Raw genomic sequence first — 18,992 nt, 5'->3', positions numbered from 1 at the left:
ACATGTCTTTGATAGATCTTTCCCATATGGCGGGTTTTCCGGTATCCCTGGACCCACTGAGCCTGAGACTGACCTTCGGCGAGGGGATAACAAGTGATCCTGCGGAGGTACGCCGCACAGACGATATCCGACAGATGCTGCTAGATCCTGATGCTGAGGGACCAGAACACCTATACACCATTTATATGAACATTCAGGTGGGACAGCGCGCCCTCGAGGAGCACGGCCTCGGGCTGGGGGCGGTGGTGTACAACGCTGGTAAGGTGGGGCGAGAGTGGGTGCGCAGCCAGGGGCACGTTCACTCTTGCCCTCCGGGCACCGACCTGGCTTACTCCGAGGTGTACGAGTTCTGGTACGGTAGCGGGCTGATGTACCTACAGGATACAGCATCTCCGGAGGTGTCGCAGGTGATATTGGTACCTGTAGGACCCGGCGACAAGGTACCTATCCCGCCTGGATGGGTACACGTGGTGGTGAACGTGGGGAACGGTCCTTTGGTGCTTGGGGCGGTGTATGCCCTGGATACCACCCTGATCTACGAGCCTCTTAGGCAGCTGGGTGGCACTGCGTACTACGTCCTCGCCGACGGCTCCTTCGAGCGCAACCCGAGCTACCTGCGGGCGCCCGCACCCAGAAGGGTACAGGTGCCCAGGAGACGACAAGCCTGCCTGGACCCCGAGATGCCGATGGTAAGGGCGCTGTTGGCCCACCCTAAATGCTACGACTACGTATCCAAGCCTCAGGAGCACAGGGAGCTATGGGACTGGTTGATGGAGGCCTGGAAGGCATGATCCTGACGGTATCCCCCAACACCTCAACCGATAGGGTGTACGTCGTGTCGGGATTCAAGTCGGGGGCCACTCTGCGCAGCCATCTAAGCTTCGATCAGGCTGGCGGCTCCGGAGCCCACGTCAGCGGCGTGGTCGTGCAGCTGGGGGGTAGCAGCACCGCGATCGTGGTCCTAGGGGGTGGTAACGGCCTGCGATGGCGGCGGGCGGCATCTCGACAGGGTATCGACTACCGGGCGGTGGAGATAGAGGCCGAGAACAGGTCATCCGTGGTTGTAGTGGATAAGCAGCTTGGGCTAGTCGCCGAGATAATCGATGAGGGACCACAACTGAAGGGACATGAGCACGTACTGCTGCTGGAGCTGTTGGAGAGGGAACTCCCACGAGCATCCCTGGTGGTGCTCTCGGGCAGCCTCCCCCCTGGGATGCCACCGGACCTGTACCTGCGGGCGATAGAGATGGCACGCGCCATGGGCAAGAAGGTGATCATCGACTCCCACTCCCGGCCTATGGAGATAGCGCTCGCCGGCAGGCCATGGATGGTGAAAGTCAACCTCGAGGAATTCGAGGCGCTCCTGGGCAGATCCACTGGCGACATGCAGGATAGGGTTACCGAAGCCACCCTTTTTGCGGCTCAGCATGGGGTCGAGGTGCTGTTGCTATCCATGGCGGCAGGAGGTGCGCTGTTGGTCTGTGGGGGGCGGGCCTGGCACATCCCCGTGCCCCAGGTGCCCAGATGCTTGCCTGGGGGCAAAGGTATCAACCCAGTGGGCTGTGGCGATGCCATGGTGGGAGCTTTTGCCTGGGCCTACGAACGTACGGGGGACTTAGTGTTAGCTGCCCGTTGGGGGGTAGCTGCGGCGCACGTGAACCTTGGGAAGTACGAGGTGCCCTCGTGCCCGCTGGCCGAAGTGGAGGCGATGCTGCCGTTGGTGGAGTGGAGGGAGGTGACGAGGCAAGAGGGGGTGATGGAGAGATGTACCTAGCGTATGATGTGGGGGGTACTAGGATCAAGAGTGGGTTGGTCAGTCGGGAGGGTAAGGTGATAAGGAGGCTAGTTGTGCCCACTCAGGGGCACCTTGGGGCCCAGCACGTGCTTGAGAGGCTCGTGGAGCTAGGCAGGGAGCTTGTGGGGGATGAGGTCCTGGAGGGGATAGGGGTGGGCTTTACCGGGGTGATAGACACCTCCACGGGCACCGTCCTCCAGCTCAACGGCAAGATCCCTGACATAGAGGGGGTCAGTGTGGGAGGTTACCTACAGGAGGTGTTTGGGGTACCGACCAAGGTGGACAACGATGCTCGAGTGTACGCCCTTGGGGAGTGGGTGTACGGGGCTGGGAAGGGGTATGAGGACGTGGTGTGCGTGACGATAGGCACGGGAGTGGGCACCGGGGTGATAAGTGGAGGCAAGCTGCTTAGGAGCTCCGGTAGGCTGGCAGGGATCCTTGGAGGGCACTTCACGGTAGAGGTAGATGGGGAGTTGTGCTCGTGCGGAAACGTGGGCTGCTGGGAGGTGTATGCCTCGGCCACGGCGCTGGTGGGGATGGTGAGGAGGCATCTGGAGAGGGGTTGTGGATCAGGGCTTGTGGGCAGGCAAGTAGATGTGGAGGGTGTGCTTGGAGCCGTGGAGGGAGGAGACGAGTTGGCCTGCTGGGTGTTTGAAAGGTGGGTGAGGTACCTAGCAAGTGGGGTGGTGACCCTGGTGCACGCCTATGATCCCCAGGTGGTGGTGCTGGGAGGAGGGGTGATGGGGAGAGGAGAGCTGGTACTGCCCAAGGTGAGGGAGTACGTGGCCAGGCATGCTTGGACCTATCCCAAGGGCAGGGTGGAGGTGAGGGGTGCAGAGCTTGGAGATGATGCCGCGCTGTTGGGGGCGGTGGCGCTAGTGATGGGAGGTTACGATGGCTGATATAAAGGTCAAGGGCTCGCAGCTACGCAAGGAGCAGATCCTGCAACGGCTACTTGAGAGGTCTGAAGTGACCGTAGAGGAGTTGGTGGAGGAGTTGGGGGCTTCCCCGGCCACGATCCGTCGTGACCTGGCGGAGCTGGAGCGAGAAGGACTGCTGCGCCGCACGCACGGCGGGGCATCGCTTGCCGAGCGCATGCTGTACGAACCCTTCCTGCACGACTCCTCCTTCGAGGAGCAAGTGCGCAAGGAGGGCGAGGCTAAGAGGCGTATAGGCCTGGCAGCGGCCTCTCTTATAGCAGACAACGAGACCATATCCCTCACGCCGGGCACGACCACCACCCAGGTGGCACGCAGCCTGCGCCACCGCAAGGGCATCACGGTGATCACCACGACCGTGAACGTCGCCATGGAGCTAGCTAACCGCGACGACCTCACGGTGTTCGTGGCGGGCGGCTTCCTCCGAGGTAGCTGGTTCTCCCTCGTGGGCAGCTTCACGATCAAGGCGGTCAGCGAGTTCTTCGTGGACAAGGTGTTCATAGGAGTCAACGGCATCCACGCCGAGAAGGGCCTCACCTGTTGGAATCCCGAAGAGGCCGCGGTAAACAGAGCTCTGATCGAGCATGCCAAACAGCGCATCGTGGTCGCGGACCACACCAAGCTGGGCGTGGTGGCCACGGCGCTGATGTGTCCCACCCAATGGGTTGACGTCCTCATCACCGACACGGCGGCCACCGAAGAGGCCGTACAACCCTTCAGAGACCTAGGAATAGAGGTGATGCTGGTATGAGTAGAGCTGCCAAGACCGGGCTTCTACCATCCCGCACGCGCGAGAAGCTGGATCTGGATGGAGAGTGGAGCTTTGCGCTCGACCCAGATGGCGTTGGGGTGCAGCAGGAGTGGTACCGAGCCCTCCGGCCAGGGAACATCCGGATACCCGGCTCCTGGGAGGAGCAAGGCTACGGTGAGCGTCCTCCCGAGCAGATAGTTGGATGGACGAAGCGCCGGAGCTACGAGGGCCCTGCTTGGTACGTGCGTGAGGTGGAAGTACCTAGCAGCTGGCAGGGCAGTACTCTCTGGCTGCAGGTGGATCGCGTCAACTGGATCACGGATCTATGGGTCAACGGTCGCTGGGTGGGCTCGGGCGACTCCCTGAGTGTCCCCCATCGCTTCGATGTCACCGAGCACGTATCGCCTGGGGAGTCGAACCTGGTGGCGATCCGCGTAAACAACAAGGTGGAGGGCGTCCTCAACTACGAAGGCCACATCCACTCACGGCACACAGCCACCAACTGGGGAGGGATAACGGGGAACGTGAGGCTTGTAGCCACACCTTCCTGCTGGATAGAGGCTCTGCAGATACTGCCTGATGTCGCAGCCAGGTCCGTTACCTGCAGGATTCATCTAGCTACGCGGCGGCCCTCCCGGGGCAGGATGTCGATGAGCGCTTCCGCTGAGGGGAAGGAGGTCGCACGCTCGGAGTCGCCTGTAGAGGTAACTGCTGGCGGGTCCTGGGTGGAGCTACAGCTGCAACTCGGCCCCGATGCCAAGCTGTGGTCCGACCGCGACCCTTTCTTGTACGACCTAGAGATACGGCTAGAGACCGATCTGGGGGCAGATGCCGTGCACACCCGCTTCGGCCTACGCAGCCTTGAGGCAAGGGGCAAGCAGTTGTACCTCAACGGCGAGCCGCTGTACTTAAGGGGCTACGTGGACTGCTGTATATTCCCGCTCACGGGCTATCCGCCCGAGGACAAGGAGATATATCTAAACCAATTTCGCCGCGCTAAGGAGTACGGCTTCAACCACGTCAGGCTGCACTCTTGGACTCCATCCGATGCCTTCTACGATGCCGCTGACGAAGTAGGGATGCTCGTGCAGAATGAGCTGCCCAACTGGGGTAACTGCAACGACCCCCGCTACCTAGAGGGAGCCGGCGACTTCCTCAGGCGGGAGCTAGAACGAGTCGTGCTACACCTTCAGAGGCACCCATCGTTGGTGATTCACTGCATGGGCAACGAGCTGCTCCAGAGGTCACCCCATGGCTCCAGCCAGAGACACAGTCCCTTCCTCAACGAGCTGGTGAGGGTGGGCAGGCAGTTGGATCCTTCCAGGCTTTACCTCGACCAGAGCGGCTTCGGCCACCTGCCGGAGGAGCCGGAGCGTGAGACCGACATCAACTCCTATCGGTCCTTCCGAGGTACCTCTCCCGATAGCACCACCACATGGTCAGCTCGCTCCTCGGGGGGCAGGCTACCTGTCATAGCCCATGAGCACACCCAGATGGACATGTACACCCGGCTCGACAGCGCCACCATGTACACTGGGGTCATAGAGCCTTCCTGGGAGCTGCAGGCAGCAGAGAGCCTGCGATCTAAGGGCTTGCTTCACAAGGCCGAGACCTACTACCGAGCATCGGCCGATCTGCAGGCGATATGTATCAAGGAGCAGTTCGAGCGCATACGTAGGACTCCCGAGCTATGCGGCCTACAGATGCTCAACCTCACCGACTTCCCCGGGCAGGGCACCGCCCTCAACGGCGTGTTGGACGTGTTCTGGGAACCTAAGGGGCATCTCAGCGCCGAGGAATTCCGGCAGTTCAATGCTGAAACCGTGCTATTGTGTGCCTGTCCTCGGCGCACTTTCATCGACGGCGCTTGGCTGCAAGCAGAGCTGATGGTATCGCACTACGGGAGGGGAGACCTCTCGGGCGACCTGCTGTGGCGCCTAGCTGCGGGGGAAGAGGTAATCGCAGCTGGGCAGATGCCGGTGGGGGACGTACCTGCCGGCACGTTGTCTAGGTTAGGCACAATCTCCTTGCAGCTGCAAGGCGGCCCTAGGAAGCTCACGCTGCAGGCCACCCTGAAGACCTCCAACTTTGCTGTCAGCAACTCGTGGGACTTTTGGGTGTTCCCCACACATCGCACCCAGCGGACAGGTCCCAAGATACGTCTAAGTCCCGGCCTAGAGTGGCTTGCGGACTACTACGAGCAACTCGAGCCCATATCCCATCGTCAAGAACACTCCGGGGTCATCGTCACCGATAGGATCAACGTCCGCTACGTGGAGGAGATGTACAACGGCGCCACGCTCCTGTACCTTGCTGAGAACGACCACCTACAGGATGCGATCCCCACAGGATTCGAATCTCTCTTCTGGACGTACCTGTGGTTCCCAACGCAGCCCAATACTACCATGGGCATAGTCGTGGCCGACCACCCCCTGATGCGCAAATTCCCCCACGAGGGGCACTCCGATTGGCAGTGGTACCACCTAGTGGAGGGGGCCAAGGCCTTCGGGCTGGAGTCGTTGCCCCAGGAGCTGGAACCGATCGTGGAGGTCATCGACAACTGGCATAGGGCCCGCAAGCTAGCCTACATGATAGAAGCACGGGTGGGCAAAGGTAAATTCTTCGTGACCACCCTGCGCTTGCTCTCGGACTACCCGTGCCATCCAGAGGCCGTCTACCTGCTGGACCAGATCCTGGGGTACGTCACAGGCGAAGAGTTCGATCCCAAGGCAGAGCTCTCCCTTGGGCACATCTGGGCTCTACCCAGGGCACCCGTCCACGGAGGCCAGCTGTAACTTGGCAGCCTACTGAGGGTTCAAGATGTGATGGCACCTACCAGCTCTCGGAACTCTTCCTCGGTGAAGGCCCTCAGAGTCTCGCTGACTGTGGTACCTTGCGTGGCCTGTGCTAGAGCTAGCCTCGCGATCGTCTCGTCATCCGGGGCCTCCAGTATGAGCACTGCGTCATATTGGCCAAAGGTCATGTACCAACCCTTCCACTGCACTCCCATCTGCTGGCAGGCTTGCTTGGCGGTATCCAAGCCAGATAAGTCCCTGATCCCTCTTCTTCCCTCTTCGGTAAACCTGAGAAGTACTACGTAAGCTGGCATAGCACACCCCCTTGTCGTGGTATCTCCCCACGAACCTCTAAGTGAGAGGGATTATAGCACGAATCGACATAACATGAAAGCATCTTTGTCCTACGTGCCTGCCAGCCAAGCTGCCGGTCGGCAGCAAGCAGGGCACTATATAAGGCCTGGCATCGCCCTCTGGGTTCGGGGGATCAGCTGCCAGGATACACCATAGCGGTCCTGCACCCAGCCATAGCGCTTGCTATATGGGTACTCGTCCAAGGGCATCAGCACCTACCCACCGTCTGCTAGCGCCTCCCATAGAGCATCTAGATGCTCCTGAGCTTGTGGGTCAGTGGAGGGATCGAAGTTTAGGAAGAAGGATACCGAGGGGTTGAACTTGAACAAGAATCCACCGTTGATCGCTTGGAACTCCTGCCCGGCCAGCTCGAACGTCACCACGTCGGTGTCTCCAGGCTGACGCCCAGTATTCGAGCCCCTGGGAAGATGCCTGTGTAGAACCCTGCTGCCCTGGGTGCTCTAGGCTTTGCGGTGCTTTATAAGCGCGCTTGGCTCGTCTAGCTGATGGCCCTCTTGATAAGCTCAGCAATCCTTTGCTCCTCAGCGTCGGTCAGCTCCTTTAGGGCAAAGGCTGTCGGCCACATGTGTCCCTCATCTAGGTTAGCTACGTCGTTGAAGCCGAAAGTAGCATACCTGCTGTTGAACTTGGAAGCTGGCGTGAAATAACATAGCACCTTACCGTTCTTGGAGTATGCGGGCATACCGTACCAGGTCCTGGGCTCAAGGATCGGAGCTGTGCTTCTGATAATGGCGTGGATCCGCTGGGCCATGGTACGATCCGGCTCTGGCATCTCCGCGATCTTAGCTAGTACCGCTTCTTCACCCGTCACCTTCTCGGGAGCCTTTCTTTCTAAGGCGAGCTCCTTCATGGCAGCGATCTCTTCCTCTGTAAAGCCCTTCGAACTCTTCTTTGGACTCACTAGAACCTCCTTGCTTGTTCAACCTTGATCGGCCGTTTCTTCCTGCGTCTCAGACATCATGAGTATCGAGACAAGGCGTGATCATTTTAACAAAGAAACATATTGAATCGCGGTCGTTTAGATCATTTTTACAACATATTAACTATTCCTAGTTAGCTTACGGAGCTGGCGGTACTGCATCGGTCGCTGGGAAGGACGGTGGACTCCAAAGGCTCGTCTTTGAGCATAGCAGCCACAGCTATTAAATTTACATAACATATAAGCTAGTAGTTCGTCCCGGTCATATAAAACGCGGACCCAGCACCTTGATCGGTTCTGAGTCCGCGTAACTACTTTGTGTCTATCCCCACGTTACCTGTAGAGATAGGGTAGCCAGCGCTCTAGGTGGCAGCTGGAGTGATACCCTTTCTTGGATCACGGGCAGCTCCTGCTGAGGCTGCCCCCACAGGTCGCACTTATAGGCTCCCAGGATAACGAGCAACCCCGGCTCCAGCATTGCCTCTTGTGGGGAGTCGGAGGCGTTGTGCAGCCTTATCATCAAGTTATCTTCATCCCTCCAAATGCGCAATGGGGTCACTGGAGGGGATGGTAGCTGCAGGAAGGTGCCCGAGCTTGGCAGTGTGCCCGCGGTGGGCTCCCGCAGCGGCTGCGCCAGCAGCTGACAGGAGGTTTCCAACCCAAACATGTGTGCCCTAGCTTCATTGAAGCTCCCTTCATAGGGCATCAGCCTGTATCTGCTCCCCACAAGTCCGGGCTGATGGGCGCGGAAGTTGGTCTCCCAGTAGTTGTTGGTTACCCACCCAAGCACCAGTGGAGTCTCCAGCTCTACCCTCTGTTGATCCTTAGCGAACGTGAAGCCTCCCAGCTGGACCATGGGAGCATCGGGACAAGCTATCGTCACCCCATGCCCGTCTCCAGCAACGTCCACCCAACCCTGAACCGTATAGTAGTCCCTGCATGCTCTAGGCAGCTGCATGCTATCTACTTCTATTGCCTGTCCCCCCAAGTCGACCCTGGCTATGGGATGTGTCAGCCCTAGGGGAAACGCTAGGTACGTGGCCTCGGGATCGCTCCCCATACCCATCTCCCAGTAGGCAGCTAGCTCGATCCAGTCCTCCCACTCCGGCACCCATAGCCTCCAGACCAATTCGCCTCCATAGGGAGTCATCCAGCGTTGGGTAACCATCACTCCAGATGGCCAACGTCTCACCTCGTGCCCCAGCAACTTCGCAGGCCCGGAGCGCTTTGCACGCCAACCACGCTGCCAACCTCTGTCCAGCCCTAGCCTGCGCTCCACAGGCGCCCACAACGCCCTGCGGGGGTTGGTACTGTGCTCTGGGGGTATAAGGGGGACCTCGTGTATCCACCCACCCAACGTCATGGAAGAGCGCTGGTCGACGATCTCACGCCCCCCTCCAGTGACTTGCCAAGAGCGAATGCCTCCACGGTCGAGATCGAGCTCCACCCTGTGGCTTGCTGTCTCCACCACCGCCTCTGAGGTCTGCTCCGGCGACTCGGTACTCAGCAGCCGACCGGACACCAGCGTGTAGCCGTAGGCAGGCACCTCCACTTGGCCGGTGAGCACTACCTGTTGGTCAGGGAGGTTCCTGTCCGCCCAGTGGCGAGCGGCGGTGGGATCGTCGGGCCTCCCCCTGGCCATGAGGTGAGTTCCCATGAGAGGGCCGCTCACTTTCCTAGGCCAAGACAAGGGGTTGAACAGCAACAGTAGATCCTCCTGGTCTCTGGCAACCTTACGAGCGAGCTCGGCCACGGCATCCCTGGCCAACAACAGCGAGAGACTGCGAGCCTGGTAGGCGTGATGGGCTTTGTGATGCCACTGGGAGATTGTGTCTGCGGATTGGGGATGGCGCACGCTGATATCTGCTCCCCAGGTGTGCTCGTCCCAGACCATCACCGCCCTCCAAGCCTCCCCTCGCAGAGACCACCACCTCTTGGGAGGATTCTCCAAAGGAGCCATGGCAGCATCGGCAGCCCGCAACCTCGACCTGGACTCCCTGTTAATGGCGGTTTCTCTTGCAGAAGAGCCGCATCCAAAGTTCCAGTAGTCTGTCCAATCTCCCTCGTACGTGGGCAGCAGCTCTGAGTGCTTGGCAACCTCCATCCACCATTGGGAGGGCAATGCCAACCTAAGCACGGGATGTCCCACCTCCTGATTCCACCTGGCAACGAACTGGCTGACGGTAGGACTGGGAGGTCCATTGTCCCCGAAGGCATCATAGAGTTGGAGCATGAGTGCGGGCAGGGGGTACTCCCTCTCGCGCAACCAGGCGTCTATCCTTGGCCACCACACATCTCGTAGATCCCTAAGGCTACGGTCTATTCCGGCCTCATGTGCGAAGCCGTAATCCCAGCCGTTCCACGCCAGGATGCTCCTGCCGCTCGGACCCCGCCACCAGAAGGCGTTGGGCCACTGCAGGGGTGAGCCCCCGAAGTGGATGTTGGTGGCCATCGAGAAGGCCTCTATGCCAGCCTCCAATAGCACGTCCACCAACGGCCAGTTCTGGCCATTGACATCCGACTGCATGGCACACTTGATAGGGATGCCCAGCTCCCGCAGGCGTCGCAAGGGCAATAGTCCCTCGACGAGCTCGTCGGTGTCGTAGAGGGGGGTGATATTGTAGGGCATAGCCGTCACCTCGATGTTTCCCGCTCGCACCAACTGCAGGAACCTGTCGACCTGCTCGTCCGAGGCCTGCTCAAGCCACCGCAACAGCACGCCGGTGTTCTCTACCGTCCACCTGAAGGCGTGGGGCTCGTCGCTGCCCTTCCATTCCTCGCACAGCTCCAGAGCCCTCTCCAAGAACCTGATGTGCAACTCCCATACGATGGGCTGATCGTGCGTGTATCCCACATCTGTATGGCTGTGGTGGATCAGATAAATCTCCTCCACTCCCATGACATCTCCTCCAGATTTCGCGAACGTTATAGCTAGTATGGTAACTGGAAGGGCAGAACATGTGAAGCGCAAGGCCGAATCAGCTAAGTCTTCTGCAGGACCTGTGTTGACACCTCAGGTCCTGATGCTTCATATTGCTTCTAGCTAACTTCGAGGTGATGACTGGTGCTAGCGGTGGGTATCGTGGGCCTGGGTATACTAGGGAGAAGGTATCTTGAGTTGTTGGAGGTGGATCCTCGCACGGAGGTGGTGGCCGTCTGTGACGTGCGGGGAGACGTAGTGCAGCCGGTCGCGGCACGAGTGGGGGCCAGGGCCTTCACCGACTACCAGCGAATGTTGGAGGAGATGCCTTTGGATCTGTTGATCATAGCCACTCCGGACGCCCAGCACACCGGGCCCGTGCTGGCGGCGGTGGAGGCGGGTGTAAAGCATGTTATCGTGGAGAAGCCTCTGACCACCACATTGGAGGATGCCGCCACCATATACAGGGCTGTGGAGTTGCACGGTCCTAAGCTGTTCGTGAACTACGCCAACAGGGCATCACCCTTGGATATAGCTACCAAGAGGCTGGTGGAGAGCGGGCTATTGGGGGAAGTGGTACATGTGGAGGTGGCGCTGGAGGACGACATCAGCGTGCCCCTTGGCCTGTGGGGAGACAGATCCAGAGATTGGGCTAGTAGCTCCTCTCCAGCTCACTTCCTGTTGAGCCATGTGGTGGATCTGCTACGCTGGTACCTCTCGCCACGGGAAGCAGATGTGGTGTACGCGGTGAAGCAGCAGCGAGTGCTGCGATATACCCCAGACCTCTACGATGTGCTGGCCACTTGGGAGGGAGGCGTCACCGCCAGGATGGTCGGGAGCTGGGTCAAGAGGTTGGGCAGGCAGGTACAGTTCGAGCTCTGCCTTACAGGGACCAACGGGACCTTGATCTACCACAAGCTGCCGGGAGAGGGGTGTAGAGCTATCTGGCGGGTACGACTGTCTGGAGCGCGTTTGGAGGAAGTCCAGAGGTACCAACAAGAGCTGGCTAGCAAGGGCATAGAGCTGAGGTTGGAGGCCGGAGAGGGCTCTGAGTTGGCATTGGCAAGCGAGGACTTTAGAGAGGGAGACCTGATGGCGCTGGTCAGATACATCCTGGATGCCGTTGCAGAAGACACCTACGAGCCCGTATCCTGGCGAGGCAACGGACCACTGCCCAATCACCTGGACGGTCTTCGGCAGGTAGAGGTAGTACACGCCGTGCTAGAGTCATGTCGCATGGGGAGTCCGGTAAGCGTGAGCTTCCACCAAGGCATCAGTTATTAGCACGGGATGGCCGTACGTGTGAGCCAACCCCTAGGGCGTGTCGACGGGGTGCTGAAATACAACTTTTGTGGTGTCAGAAGGGGTTGGGGCAAGGGCACCGGATAGCAACATAGATGCTGCCAGCATAACTACGACGGCCACGAGAGCTCCCAATATCGTGAGATGTTCTCCCAGAAAGCCTATAGTAGGGGGCCCTCCCAGGAAAGCCAGGTACCCCACTGATGCCACGACGCTGACTCTGCCTGCGGCTGCGGCCGGCTCGTCTGCAGCCGCGCTCATGCCCGTGGGGAACCCCAGAGAAGCTCCCACTCCCCATAACAGGGCTCCGAACACAGCCAGTCCGATGTGGATCTTTGACACGCACAACAGCACACCAACGATAGCCACCACGGCGAGGATCCTGACCGTGGCCACCCGCCCGTAGCGATCCAGGAGCAGCCCCCCGAACCAGCGCGCGTTCATCATACCGGCTAGAAAGACAGAGTAGGCCAGGGTGCCCACAACTGCGGGAGCCCCGTACCCATCGATCAGGGACACAGCAATCCAGTCCGTGCCCACGCCCTCGGTGAACGCGAAGGCCAGCACGAACATACCGATAGCGAGCGTTCGAGGCTCGAGCCATCGCCCGAGAGGACTGCCAGCCCCCCCATCGAGCACACTGGGCTCTTCCTCGATATCCTGGAGGAAATGCCTAGCCTCGATGGGGACCACCATGCCCACCACGACAGCAACGAGCAAGAGGTGTATGGGGACAGGAACGCTCAAGGCTACCGCAGCTACTCCAGCCAGGGCTCCTATGACTGTGCCCACGCTGAACGCGGCGTGAAAGCGAGGCATGATAGCGCGTCCCAGTCGCCTCTCCACGACCGCACCCTGCACGTTCTGAGCCGGATCCCAGGCTCCCACAGCCACACCGAAGAGGACCAACCCCGCTACCATGGGCACCAGGCCTACCAGATAGCCAGCAGACACGATAATTAGTGCCGCTCCTGCTAGCAAGCTCATGAAGATCACAGTAGCCCTAGAGGTAAATCGGTGCACGATCATACCTGACAACGGGAGGGTGACGAACGTTCCCAGGGAAATAGCTAGCAACACCAGCCCAAGCTGCACAGGTCGTAGGTGGAAGTGATCCCTTACCTGTGGGATGCGGGCAGCCCAGCTAGCTATAGCAAAACCGTTGACGATGAACGAAACGTATGTTCCTCTAGTCGCTGCAGCTAATCTTGTAGCACCCATCTCAACCGTCATGGTACCTCTGTAGACATCCAGAGTTCTTCGGAGATAGCCAAACCACCAGTACTTGGATGATGAATAAGACTATTGTAGCCTCTGGCGGCTACTGTGTGAAACTCCGACACGATCGCGCCCTCACGTGGGTATCTCGGAGGCCCCTGCAAACCTAGCAGCATAGTTGCCGCAGCAACCACCATTGGCCGCACGTGGATAACACCTCCTGGAGGAAAGGATTGTAGCGTCTACGACGAAGGAGCCCCCGGACTAAGAGAGGCCGTTCGGCATGTCGTGGTTGCCTGCTGACGAATTCGGGCTTGTCAGCAGGCACGAGGTCAAACATCACCATCTTAGGTAGGCAACAAACCAGATACTCACACGACGGGCCAAGCCCTGGGATCTAGCCGAGGACTATCATCCTCATGAAGTCGCACGTGAACCCACGCGACCAGCTTTCGCCCCGGCCACGCCTTGGCAGCTCTAGGGTACGTGCCGATTGGGGTCAATCCCACAGCACTCCTGCGAGCTGCCTGATTTACATAAATACAAGACCCGCAACGATCCCGCTGTATATCGGGCGCAGGTAGCTCTGCGTGACATCGAGGTCCTCGGGGTGACGACCGCTGAATTCAGGCCCCACACGAGCGCTTGTTGCGCGGGCAAACAGTAGATATCCCTTCTGCATATTTGTATAATTGTATACAAATATGCAGGCACGCAGGATGGAGAGGGAAGTGAGCCTAAGAAGCCAACGTTGGTTTGCTGTGCGGGGGGAGTTAGGACTACAGCACCGATCAGTATTGCGTACTTTGGGGATGACTCCAGAATTCTTTCAGGGTAAGCCCATAATAGGCATCGCCAACACCTGGAGCGAGCTGAACAACTGCAATCTGGGATTACGAGCAGTGGCTGCAGCCGTCAAGAGGGGAGTGATAGCTGCTGGAGGGGTCCCCCTGGAGTTTAACTCCATGTCTTTGGGCGAGGAGCTGATGAAGCCCACAGCCATGCTCTACAGGAACCTGCTAGCCATGGAGGTCGAGGAGATCTTGAGGTCCTACCCGATAGATGGCGTGGTACTGCTTGGAGGCTGTGACAAGACCATACCAGCTCAGCTGATGGCGGCTGCGAGCGCTAACCTTCCGGCGATTCAGGTATGCGCTGGTCCTAAGACCCCTGGCTGCTGGCGAGGGCACAGGCTAGGATCTGGGGTTGCCCTGTGGGAGTACATGGATAAGTACAGGCTCGGGCAGGTGGACGGTTCGAGTTCCGAGGAGCTGGAAGCACGCTACTCGGCCAGCATCGGCACCTGCAATACTATGGGGACCGCATCTACGATGGCTGTGCTGTCCGAGGCGTTGGGCATGATGTTACCTGGTACCTCCACCATCCCAGCGGTGGATGCCAGAAGGCTTGCGGCTGCCGAGAAGAGCGGCTTTGCGATCGTGAATCTGGTCAAAAGGCAGATAAAACCCTCAGACATCATGACCCGGGAGGCTTTCGAGAACGCATTGATCGTCTACTCGGCGATAGGGGGCTCCACGAACGCGGTGATCCACCTTCTAGCATTGGCTGGCAGGCTGGGGATCGACCTGCAAGTTGCAGATTTCGATAGTGTGGCTCGTAGGATCCCAATGCTAGTGGATGTGGAGCCGTCCGGCGAGAAGCTGATGGACGACTTTGATACTGCGGGCGGAGTGCCAGCGCTAATGCGCGAGCTCCAACACATGCTCTCGTTGGACTGTCTGACGGTCACCGGTGAGACTCTGGGCAAGAACCTAGAGTCAGCTCCAGAGCCGCAGGGAGACACTATTAGGTCGTTGGCATCTGCTCGCTATGAGGATGGCAGTATAGCGGTGCTCCATGGTAACCTCGTACCAAGGGGAGCTATCCTACGTACCAGTACGGCGTCGCCCGATCTGCTACGACACACTGGACCTGCACTGGTCTTCGAGAGCTATGAGGACATGCTCCAGAGGATAGATGATCCTAACCTACCAGTAACTCCTTCCTCCGTGCTCGTGCTACGTAATGCCGGTCCGGTCGGTGGGCCAGGCATGCCCGAGTGGGGGGCCATCCCCATACCGCGCAAGATACTATCGAGGGGTATAAAGGACATGCTGCGCATCAGCGACGCGCGCATGAGCGGCACCAGCTCGGGCACGATAGTGTTACACGCCTGTCCCGAGGCCGCGGTAGGTGGACCACTAGGGCTGCTGAGAGACGGAGACGTAGTCGAGATAGATGTCTCCTCGCGCCGCCTGTCTGTGCTGTTGGATGACGAGGAGATGGAGCGTCGCAGGCTGGAATGGAGGCCCCCTCCTCCTAGATACCGGCGCGGGTACCCCTCGCTCTACGTGCAGCACGTCCTGCAGGCGGATGAGGGCTGCGATTTCGATTTCCTGAGGCTTGCTCCGCAGGACTATCCGGGCATAGTCGAGCCGGTGGTGGGTAGATCATAAGAAGAATACTCGGAAGGAGAGAGAGATGGCGCTGAGAATAACTATCATAGGAGCGGGTAGTGCTGTGTTCTCCCTCAGCCTCATACGCGACCTCTGCTTGACCCCCAGGTTGAGCGGTAGCACTGTCGTGTTCATGGATATTGATCAAGAAAGATTGGATACGGTGCACAGCCTCTGCCGAAGGTACGCTGCGGAGGTGGGCACGCAGCTACAACTGGAGAAGACCACGGATCGCAGGCAGGCGCTCGCAGATGCGGACTTCGTGGTGAACACCGCGCTGGCCGCTGGACATCACAGGTTGCGCGCGGGCTGGGAGATCGCCCGCAAGCTAGGCTACCGCTTTGGAGGCAGCCTCCATGTGATGCACGACGAGGCCTTCTGGATCAACTTCTACCAGCTAAGGCTTTTCGAAGAGTTGGCGGAAGATATCCTGGACCTCTGTCCCAACGCCTGGTGCTTGCTGGTGGCCAATCCAGTCCTCGCGGGCGTAACCTACCTGGCACGCAAGTACCCCAGATTGAAGCTGGTCGGCCTTTGTCACGGGTTCTCCGGCGTGTACCACTTGGCGGATGTGCTCCACCTTGACAGGGACAAGCTGACCTTCCAGGTGCCCGGAGTGAACCACCACGTCTGGCTGACGCATATCTATCACGAAGGTCGAGACGTGTTCCCCCTCCTTGAGGACTGGATAGCGCAGGAAGCTCCCACCTATTGGGAGACCTGTGGCTGGAGCGATGATCTGGGGCCCAAGGCCATCGACCTCTACCGCAGGTTCGGGGTGTTCCCTATAGGGGACACGTGCACCCCGGGAGGGGGAGCCTGGCCTTGGTGGTACCACACAAGCGATGATACCGAGAGGCGCTGGCGGGAGGATCCGGCAGCTTGGTGGCAGCGCCATTTCCAATGGGGAGAGAGCAAGGTCCGGCAGATGTCCCTGCTGGCGAATAACCCCGACGCCAAGCTAACTGAGCACTTCCCTCCCCAACATTCGGGCGAGGTCATGGTACCGATGATGGAGTCGCTATATTTTGACGTGCCCAGGGTGCTCATAGGCAACGTGCCCAACACCCACCAATTCGTGCCGGGTATACCAACGGATTTCGCCGTGGAAGTGCCACTGCTCGTCAGCAGGCGGGGCGTGGAGCCCGTGCCCACCCAGGGCCTCCCAGGCCCCGTCGTCGACCACATAACTCGCGACCGGGTGGCTCCGGTCAACACGGAGCTTACGGCCTATGAGATCGGTAGCCTAGAGATGTTGCGCCAGCTGGTGCTCATGGATCCATGGACCCGATCCGAAGAGCAGGCTGTGAGGCTGGTCGAGGAGATCCTGGCCATGCCGGAGCACGAGGCCATGAGGAAGCACTACCAGTAGTGCTTCCTCATATGGCACAGGAGGTGACGGTGAAGATGCTCTCAGGCAGCACGTGCAGCCGCAGCTGCCCGGAGAAGGGGAACTCGTACAGCGTCTCGCAGTTCAGCTCCCTGGTGGTCACCAAGGCAGAGCAGCGCCCACAGGGCGTTGATGGGGCATCGGCGCCCTCGACCTCGAGGCATAACGATATGTGCTCCCGCGTCTCGTTCAGGCCGACCAGGGTGAGGTCTTCCTTGCTGACGAACGCCAGGCAGGTTAGGTCTGGATGACCTACGTGTGTTGCCACCCTGCGAGCCCCCGGGCGCACGAACCTGTAGACCTGTTTGGCAGCGTAGTATCTCTTCTTGGGCAGGTACCTGCCCATGGCGGTGCGCAGCAGCCCGTAGATGCTCCAAGCCTCGTCGTGGCGGTGGTAGTTGTCGTAGGCATCCCACACCAGCCCTGCCTGCACGCCGTCTTGAAGCCCTCGTAGGAGGCGGCGAGTGGAGGCAACTGCCACCTCCCACTCCCTATCCCCAGTCTGGTCCAGATCCCCGTACTCGGTCAACCAGTACCTCCACGGCAGGCCCTGGGCCTGGATGAAGCTCGCCACCGCGTCCAGCTGTATATCGGAGTAGCAGTGCATGCCAGCCACGCCGACCGCGTAGGATGCGGTCGGCGTCCGAGCTATGGCCTGAAGGTAATCGAGGTCGTACCTACCTTGATCGGCCACCACCAGCTTGACATCTCTCAGTCCCGCATCCTGCAGCTTGACGGCAAGGAGCGAAGTTGCCTCTGCCACGATCTGTGGGTCGGCGCTGGGGCCCTCTGGGAGGCCGAGGTCCGTCTCGTTGAAGGGCCCGAAGAGACTTATAGGCAGTCTCTCCCTATTGCGAGCCCAATCCACCAACGACACCAGCAGGTCGCAGTAAGCCTCAACGTCCGTAAGACGGCCGCGCTCATCGCACATCCAACTGGGTGTCCTGCCACTGACGTTCAAGAGGATCGTCGCGCCCTTGTGCGCTAGGTAGCGGGCCGTCTCCCAAGCGTCACTGAAGGCTGGCGACGTGTAGGCCTTCTCGTAGCTGGCCTGTGCAAGCGCGCGTTTGCCGGTCTGACCTGTGGGATCTATCCAATCAGTCGTACCGTATGGGTCTAGCCGGAAGATGCTAACACCCAGGTCTTCCACTAGAGTATCTAGCACAGGAGCCAGCTCGCCATTCCTCCAGTGGGAGACGGGGTTGATGTTGACCCCGAAACCATCTATCTCCTGATATTGGGACTCCAGATCCACTCTTACATCTACAGCTACCATCTCAGCTCCTACTTGATGGATCCTATCACCAGCCCCTGCCTGATGTAACGCTGCAGCAAGATGTAGATGACCATCGGGGGGACCGACGCCAGCAGCAGGCCGGTGATCAGCAGCGGGTAGTCGCTGCTGTACCTCCCAACTATGGTGGCCACGGCAACCGTGATGGTCATCTTGCTATCTGACTGTAGGAATATCAGCGGCAAGAGCAGGTCGTTCCACCAGCCGGTACAGTTGAATATGAGCACGGTGATGATGCCCGGTACGCTGAGGGGTACCACCAATCTTGTTATAGTCTGCAGGAAGCCGGCGCCGTCCACTTTAGCCGCCTCCAGCACCTCGTTCGGTATGCCCTGCATGGTTGCGCTGAGCAGGAAGATCGTCCCAGGCACGCTAGTGATCCCCCATAGCAACACGACGGATAGGTAGTGATCCACGAGCCCCAGCCTGGACATCAGCAGGTAGTTGGGGATGACGAAGGTGATGGTAGGGATTATGAGCGTGGAGATGATCGCCATCCTCAAGGCCCCCCTCCCTGGGAAGCGCATCTTGGCCAGGGCGAACGCGCCTGGGATGGAGATGGCCAAGGACAGTCCTGCGGCTAGCAGGATGTACATCAGGGTGTTGAAGAACAGCCTCGGCAGATCGAACCTGTAGAACATACCCACGTAGTTGTCCAGATAGGTCCAGTGCCTTGGCAGCCCCAAGGGGTCGGTGAGGTATTCGACGTTCGTCTTGACCGTGTTGACCGCCATGAAGAAGATCGGGTACAGGTCGATCACCGTCACGGCTGCCAGCACGAGGGAGATCAGCCATCTCCAGAAGTTCTCCCCGCGGGGAAAAGCGCTTGCTCTGATCAT

General features: G+C 59.5%; 16 protein-coding genes. 8 read left to right on the top strand and 8 right to left on the bottom strand.

Going from position 1 to position 18,992, the window contains the following annotated elements; translation table 11 throughout:
• Positions 1-2 precede the first annotated feature (2 nt).
• The 5 genes from N2245_RS00840 to N2245_RS00820 are packed head-to-tail and all read left to right on the top strand — an operon-like array spanning position 3 to position 6,279.
• Positions 3-791, top strand: coding sequence for a glucose-6-phosphate isomerase family protein (locus N2245_RS00840; protein ID WP_494534838.1), 789 nt, complete (start codon positions 3-5; stop codon positions 789-791).
• Positions 758-1,774 (top strand): 1-phosphofructokinase family hexose kinase, encoded by a 1,017-nt coding sequence (locus tag N2245_RS00835; RefSeq protein ID WP_494534837.1) that lies wholly within the window; start codon positions 758-760, stop codon positions 1,772-1,774. Before N2245_RS00840 ends, N2245_RS00835 begins: the two co-directional genes overlap by 34 nt.
• The gene (locus tag N2245_RS00830) at positions 1,765-2,697 is read left to right on the top strand and encodes an ROK family protein (RefSeq protein WP_494534836.1); all 933 of its coding nucleotides are present in this window, start codon (positions 1,765-1,767) and stop codon (positions 2,695-2,697) included. Before N2245_RS00835 ends, N2245_RS00830 begins: the two co-directional genes overlap by 10 nt.
• Positions 2,690-3,484 carry a DeoR/GlpR family DNA-binding transcription regulator gene (locus N2245_RS00825; RefSeq protein ID WP_494534835.1) on the top strand — a complete coding sequence of 265 codons (795 nt, stop codon included), beginning with the start codon at positions 2,690-2,692 and terminating at the stop codon, positions 3,482-3,484. Before N2245_RS00830 ends, N2245_RS00825 begins: the two co-directional genes overlap by 8 nt.
• On the top strand, positions 3,481-6,279 hold the full coding sequence (locus N2245_RS00820; protein ID WP_494534834.1) for a glycoside hydrolase family 2 protein: 2,799 nt from the start codon (positions 3,481-3,483) through the stop codon (positions 6,277-6,279). Before N2245_RS00825 ends, N2245_RS00820 begins: the two co-directional genes overlap by 4 nt.
• Before the next feature lie 20 nt (positions 6,280-6,299).
• On the opposite strand, the gene N2245_RS00815 is transcribed toward N2245_RS00820, so the two are convergent.
• From N2245_RS00815 to N2245_RS00800, 4 genes are all read right to left on the bottom strand, one after another.
• Positions 6,300-6,593: a GYD domain-containing protein gene (locus N2245_RS00815; protein WP_494534833.1), complete on the bottom strand. Its 294-nt coding sequence runs from the start codon at positions 6,591-6,593 to the stop codon at positions 6,300-6,302.
• Positions 6,594-6,848: 255 nt separating this feature from the next.
• A complete protein-coding gene (locus N2245_RS00810; protein ID WP_494534832.1) occupies positions 6,849-7,016 on the bottom strand; it encodes a VOC family protein in 168 nt (55 codons plus the stop codon).
• Positions 7,017-7,132: 116 nt separating this feature from the next.
• Entirely contained in the window at positions 7,133-7,504 is a 372-nt protein-coding gene (locus tag N2245_RS00805) for an iron chaperone (protein WP_494534915.1), read from the bottom strand.
• Positions 7,505-7,895: 391 nt separating this feature from the next.
• Positions 7,896-10,472 (bottom strand): glycoside hydrolase family 38 N-terminal domain-containing protein, encoded by a 2,577-nt coding sequence (locus N2245_RS00800; protein ID WP_494534831.1) that lies wholly within the window; start codon positions 10,470-10,472, stop codon positions 7,896-7,898.
• Positions 10,473-10,637: 165 nt separating this feature from the next.
• On the opposite strand from N2245_RS00800, the gene N2245_RS00795 reads away from it, so the two are divergent.
• The gene (locus tag N2245_RS00795) at positions 10,638-11,777 is read left to right on the top strand and encodes a Gfo/Idh/MocA family protein (protein WP_494534830.1); all 1,140 of its coding nucleotides are present in this window, start codon (positions 10,638-10,640) and stop codon (positions 11,775-11,777) included.
• 30 nt (positions 11,778-11,807) lie between these two features.
• On the opposite strand, the gene N2245_RS00790 is transcribed toward N2245_RS00795, so the two are convergent.
• Together N2245_RS00790 and N2245_RS00785 are read right to left on the bottom strand one after the other, a co-directional pair.
• The gene (locus N2245_RS00790) at positions 11,808-13,028 is read right to left on the bottom strand and encodes an MFS transporter (protein WP_494534829.1); all 1,221 of its coding nucleotides are present in this window, start codon (positions 13,026-13,028) and stop codon (positions 11,808-11,810) included.
• Positions 13,025-13,219 carry a hypothetical protein gene (locus N2245_RS00785; RefSeq protein WP_494534828.1) on the bottom strand — a complete coding sequence of 65 codons (195 nt, stop codon included), beginning with the start codon at positions 13,217-13,219 and terminating at the stop codon, positions 13,025-13,027. The genes N2245_RS00790 and N2245_RS00785 overlap by 4 nt, the downstream gene beginning before the upstream one ends.
• Before the next feature lie 513 nt (positions 13,220-13,732).
• Between N2245_RS00785 and N2245_RS00780 the strand changes: the two genes are divergently transcribed.
• Both N2245_RS00780 and N2245_RS00775 read left to right on the top strand, forming a co-directional pair.
• Entirely contained in the window at positions 13,733-15,469 is a 1,737-nt protein-coding gene (locus N2245_RS00780) for a dihydroxy-acid dehydratase (protein ID WP_494534827.1), read from the top strand.
• A gap of 25 nt (positions 15,470-15,494) precedes the next feature.
• Positions 15,495-16,841, top strand: coding sequence for a family 4 glycosyl hydrolase (locus N2245_RS00775; RefSeq protein ID WP_494534826.1), 1,347 nt, complete (start codon positions 15,495-15,497; stop codon positions 16,839-16,841).
• A gap of 7 nt (positions 16,842-16,848) precedes the next feature.
• Here N2245_RS00775 and N2245_RS00770 read toward each other — a convergent pair whose 3' ends face one another.
• Both N2245_RS00770 and N2245_RS00765 read right to left on the bottom strand, forming a co-directional pair.
• A complete protein-coding gene (locus N2245_RS00770) occupies positions 16,849-18,135 on the bottom strand; it encodes a glycoside hydrolase (protein WP_494534825.1) in 1,287 nt (428 codons plus the stop codon).
• Positions 18,136-18,143: 8 nt separating this feature from the next.
• Positions 18,144-18,992 carry a carbohydrate ABC transporter permease gene (locus tag N2245_RS00765; protein WP_494534824.1) on the bottom strand — a complete coding sequence of 283 codons (849 nt, stop codon included), beginning with the start codon at positions 18,990-18,992 and terminating at the stop codon, positions 18,144-18,146.

The sequence above is a fragment of the Thermobaculum sp. T2p genome, from assembly GCF_059335935.1.
This window is presented reverse-complemented; position numbering and strand designations above follow the sequence as displayed.

Excerpts from the sequence above, each read along its gene's own strand:
- N2245_RS00840 (WP_494534838.1), top strand. The coding sequence starts at position 3 with ATGTCTTTGATAGATCTTTCCCATATGGCGGGTTTTCCGGTATCCCTG.
- N2245_RS00835 (WP_494534837.1), top strand. The coding sequence starts at position 758 with ATGGGACTGGTTGATGGAGGCCTGGAAGGCATGATCCTGACGGTATCC.
- N2245_RS00830 (WP_494534836.1), top strand. The coding sequence starts at position 1,765 with ATGTACCTAGCGTATGATGTGGGGGGTACTAGGATCAAGAGTGGGTTG.
- N2245_RS00825 (WP_494534835.1), top strand. The coding sequence starts at position 2,690 with ATGGCTGATATAAAGGTCAAGGGCTCGCAGCTACGCAAGGAGCAGATC.
- N2245_RS00820 (WP_494534834.1), top strand. The coding sequence starts at position 3,481 with ATGAGTAGAGCTGCCAAGACCGGGCTTCTACCATCCCGCACGCGCGAG.
- N2245_RS00815 (WP_494534833.1), bottom strand. The coding sequence starts at position 6,593 with ATGCCAGCTTACGTAGTACTTCTCAGGTTTACCGAAGAGGGAAGAAGA.
- N2245_RS00805 (WP_494534915.1), bottom strand. The coding sequence starts at position 7,504 with ATGAAGGAGCTCGCCTTAGAAAGAAAGGCTCCCGAGAAGGTGACGGGT.
- N2245_RS00800 (WP_494534831.1), bottom strand. The coding sequence starts at position 10,472 with ATGGGAGTGGAGGAGATTTATCTGATCCACCACAGCCATACAGATGTG.
- N2245_RS00790 (WP_494534829.1), bottom strand. The coding sequence starts at position 13,028 with ATGACGGTTGAGATGGGTGCTACAAGATTAGCTGCAGCGACTAGAGGA.
- N2245_RS00780 (WP_494534827.1), top strand. The coding sequence starts at position 13,733 with ATGGAGAGGGAAGTGAGCCTAAGAAGCCAACGTTGGTTTGCTGTGCGG.
- N2245_RS00775 (WP_494534826.1), top strand. The coding sequence starts at position 15,495 with ATGGCGCTGAGAATAACTATCATAGGAGCGGGTAGTGCTGTGTTCTCC.
- N2245_RS00770 (WP_494534825.1), bottom strand. The coding sequence starts at position 18,135 with ATGGTAGCTGTAGATGTAAGAGTGGATCTGGAGTCCCAATATCAGGAG.
- N2245_RS00765 (WP_494534824.1), bottom strand. The coding sequence starts at position 18,992 with ATGATCAGAGCAAGCGCTTTTCCCCGCGGGGAGAACTTCTGGAGATGG.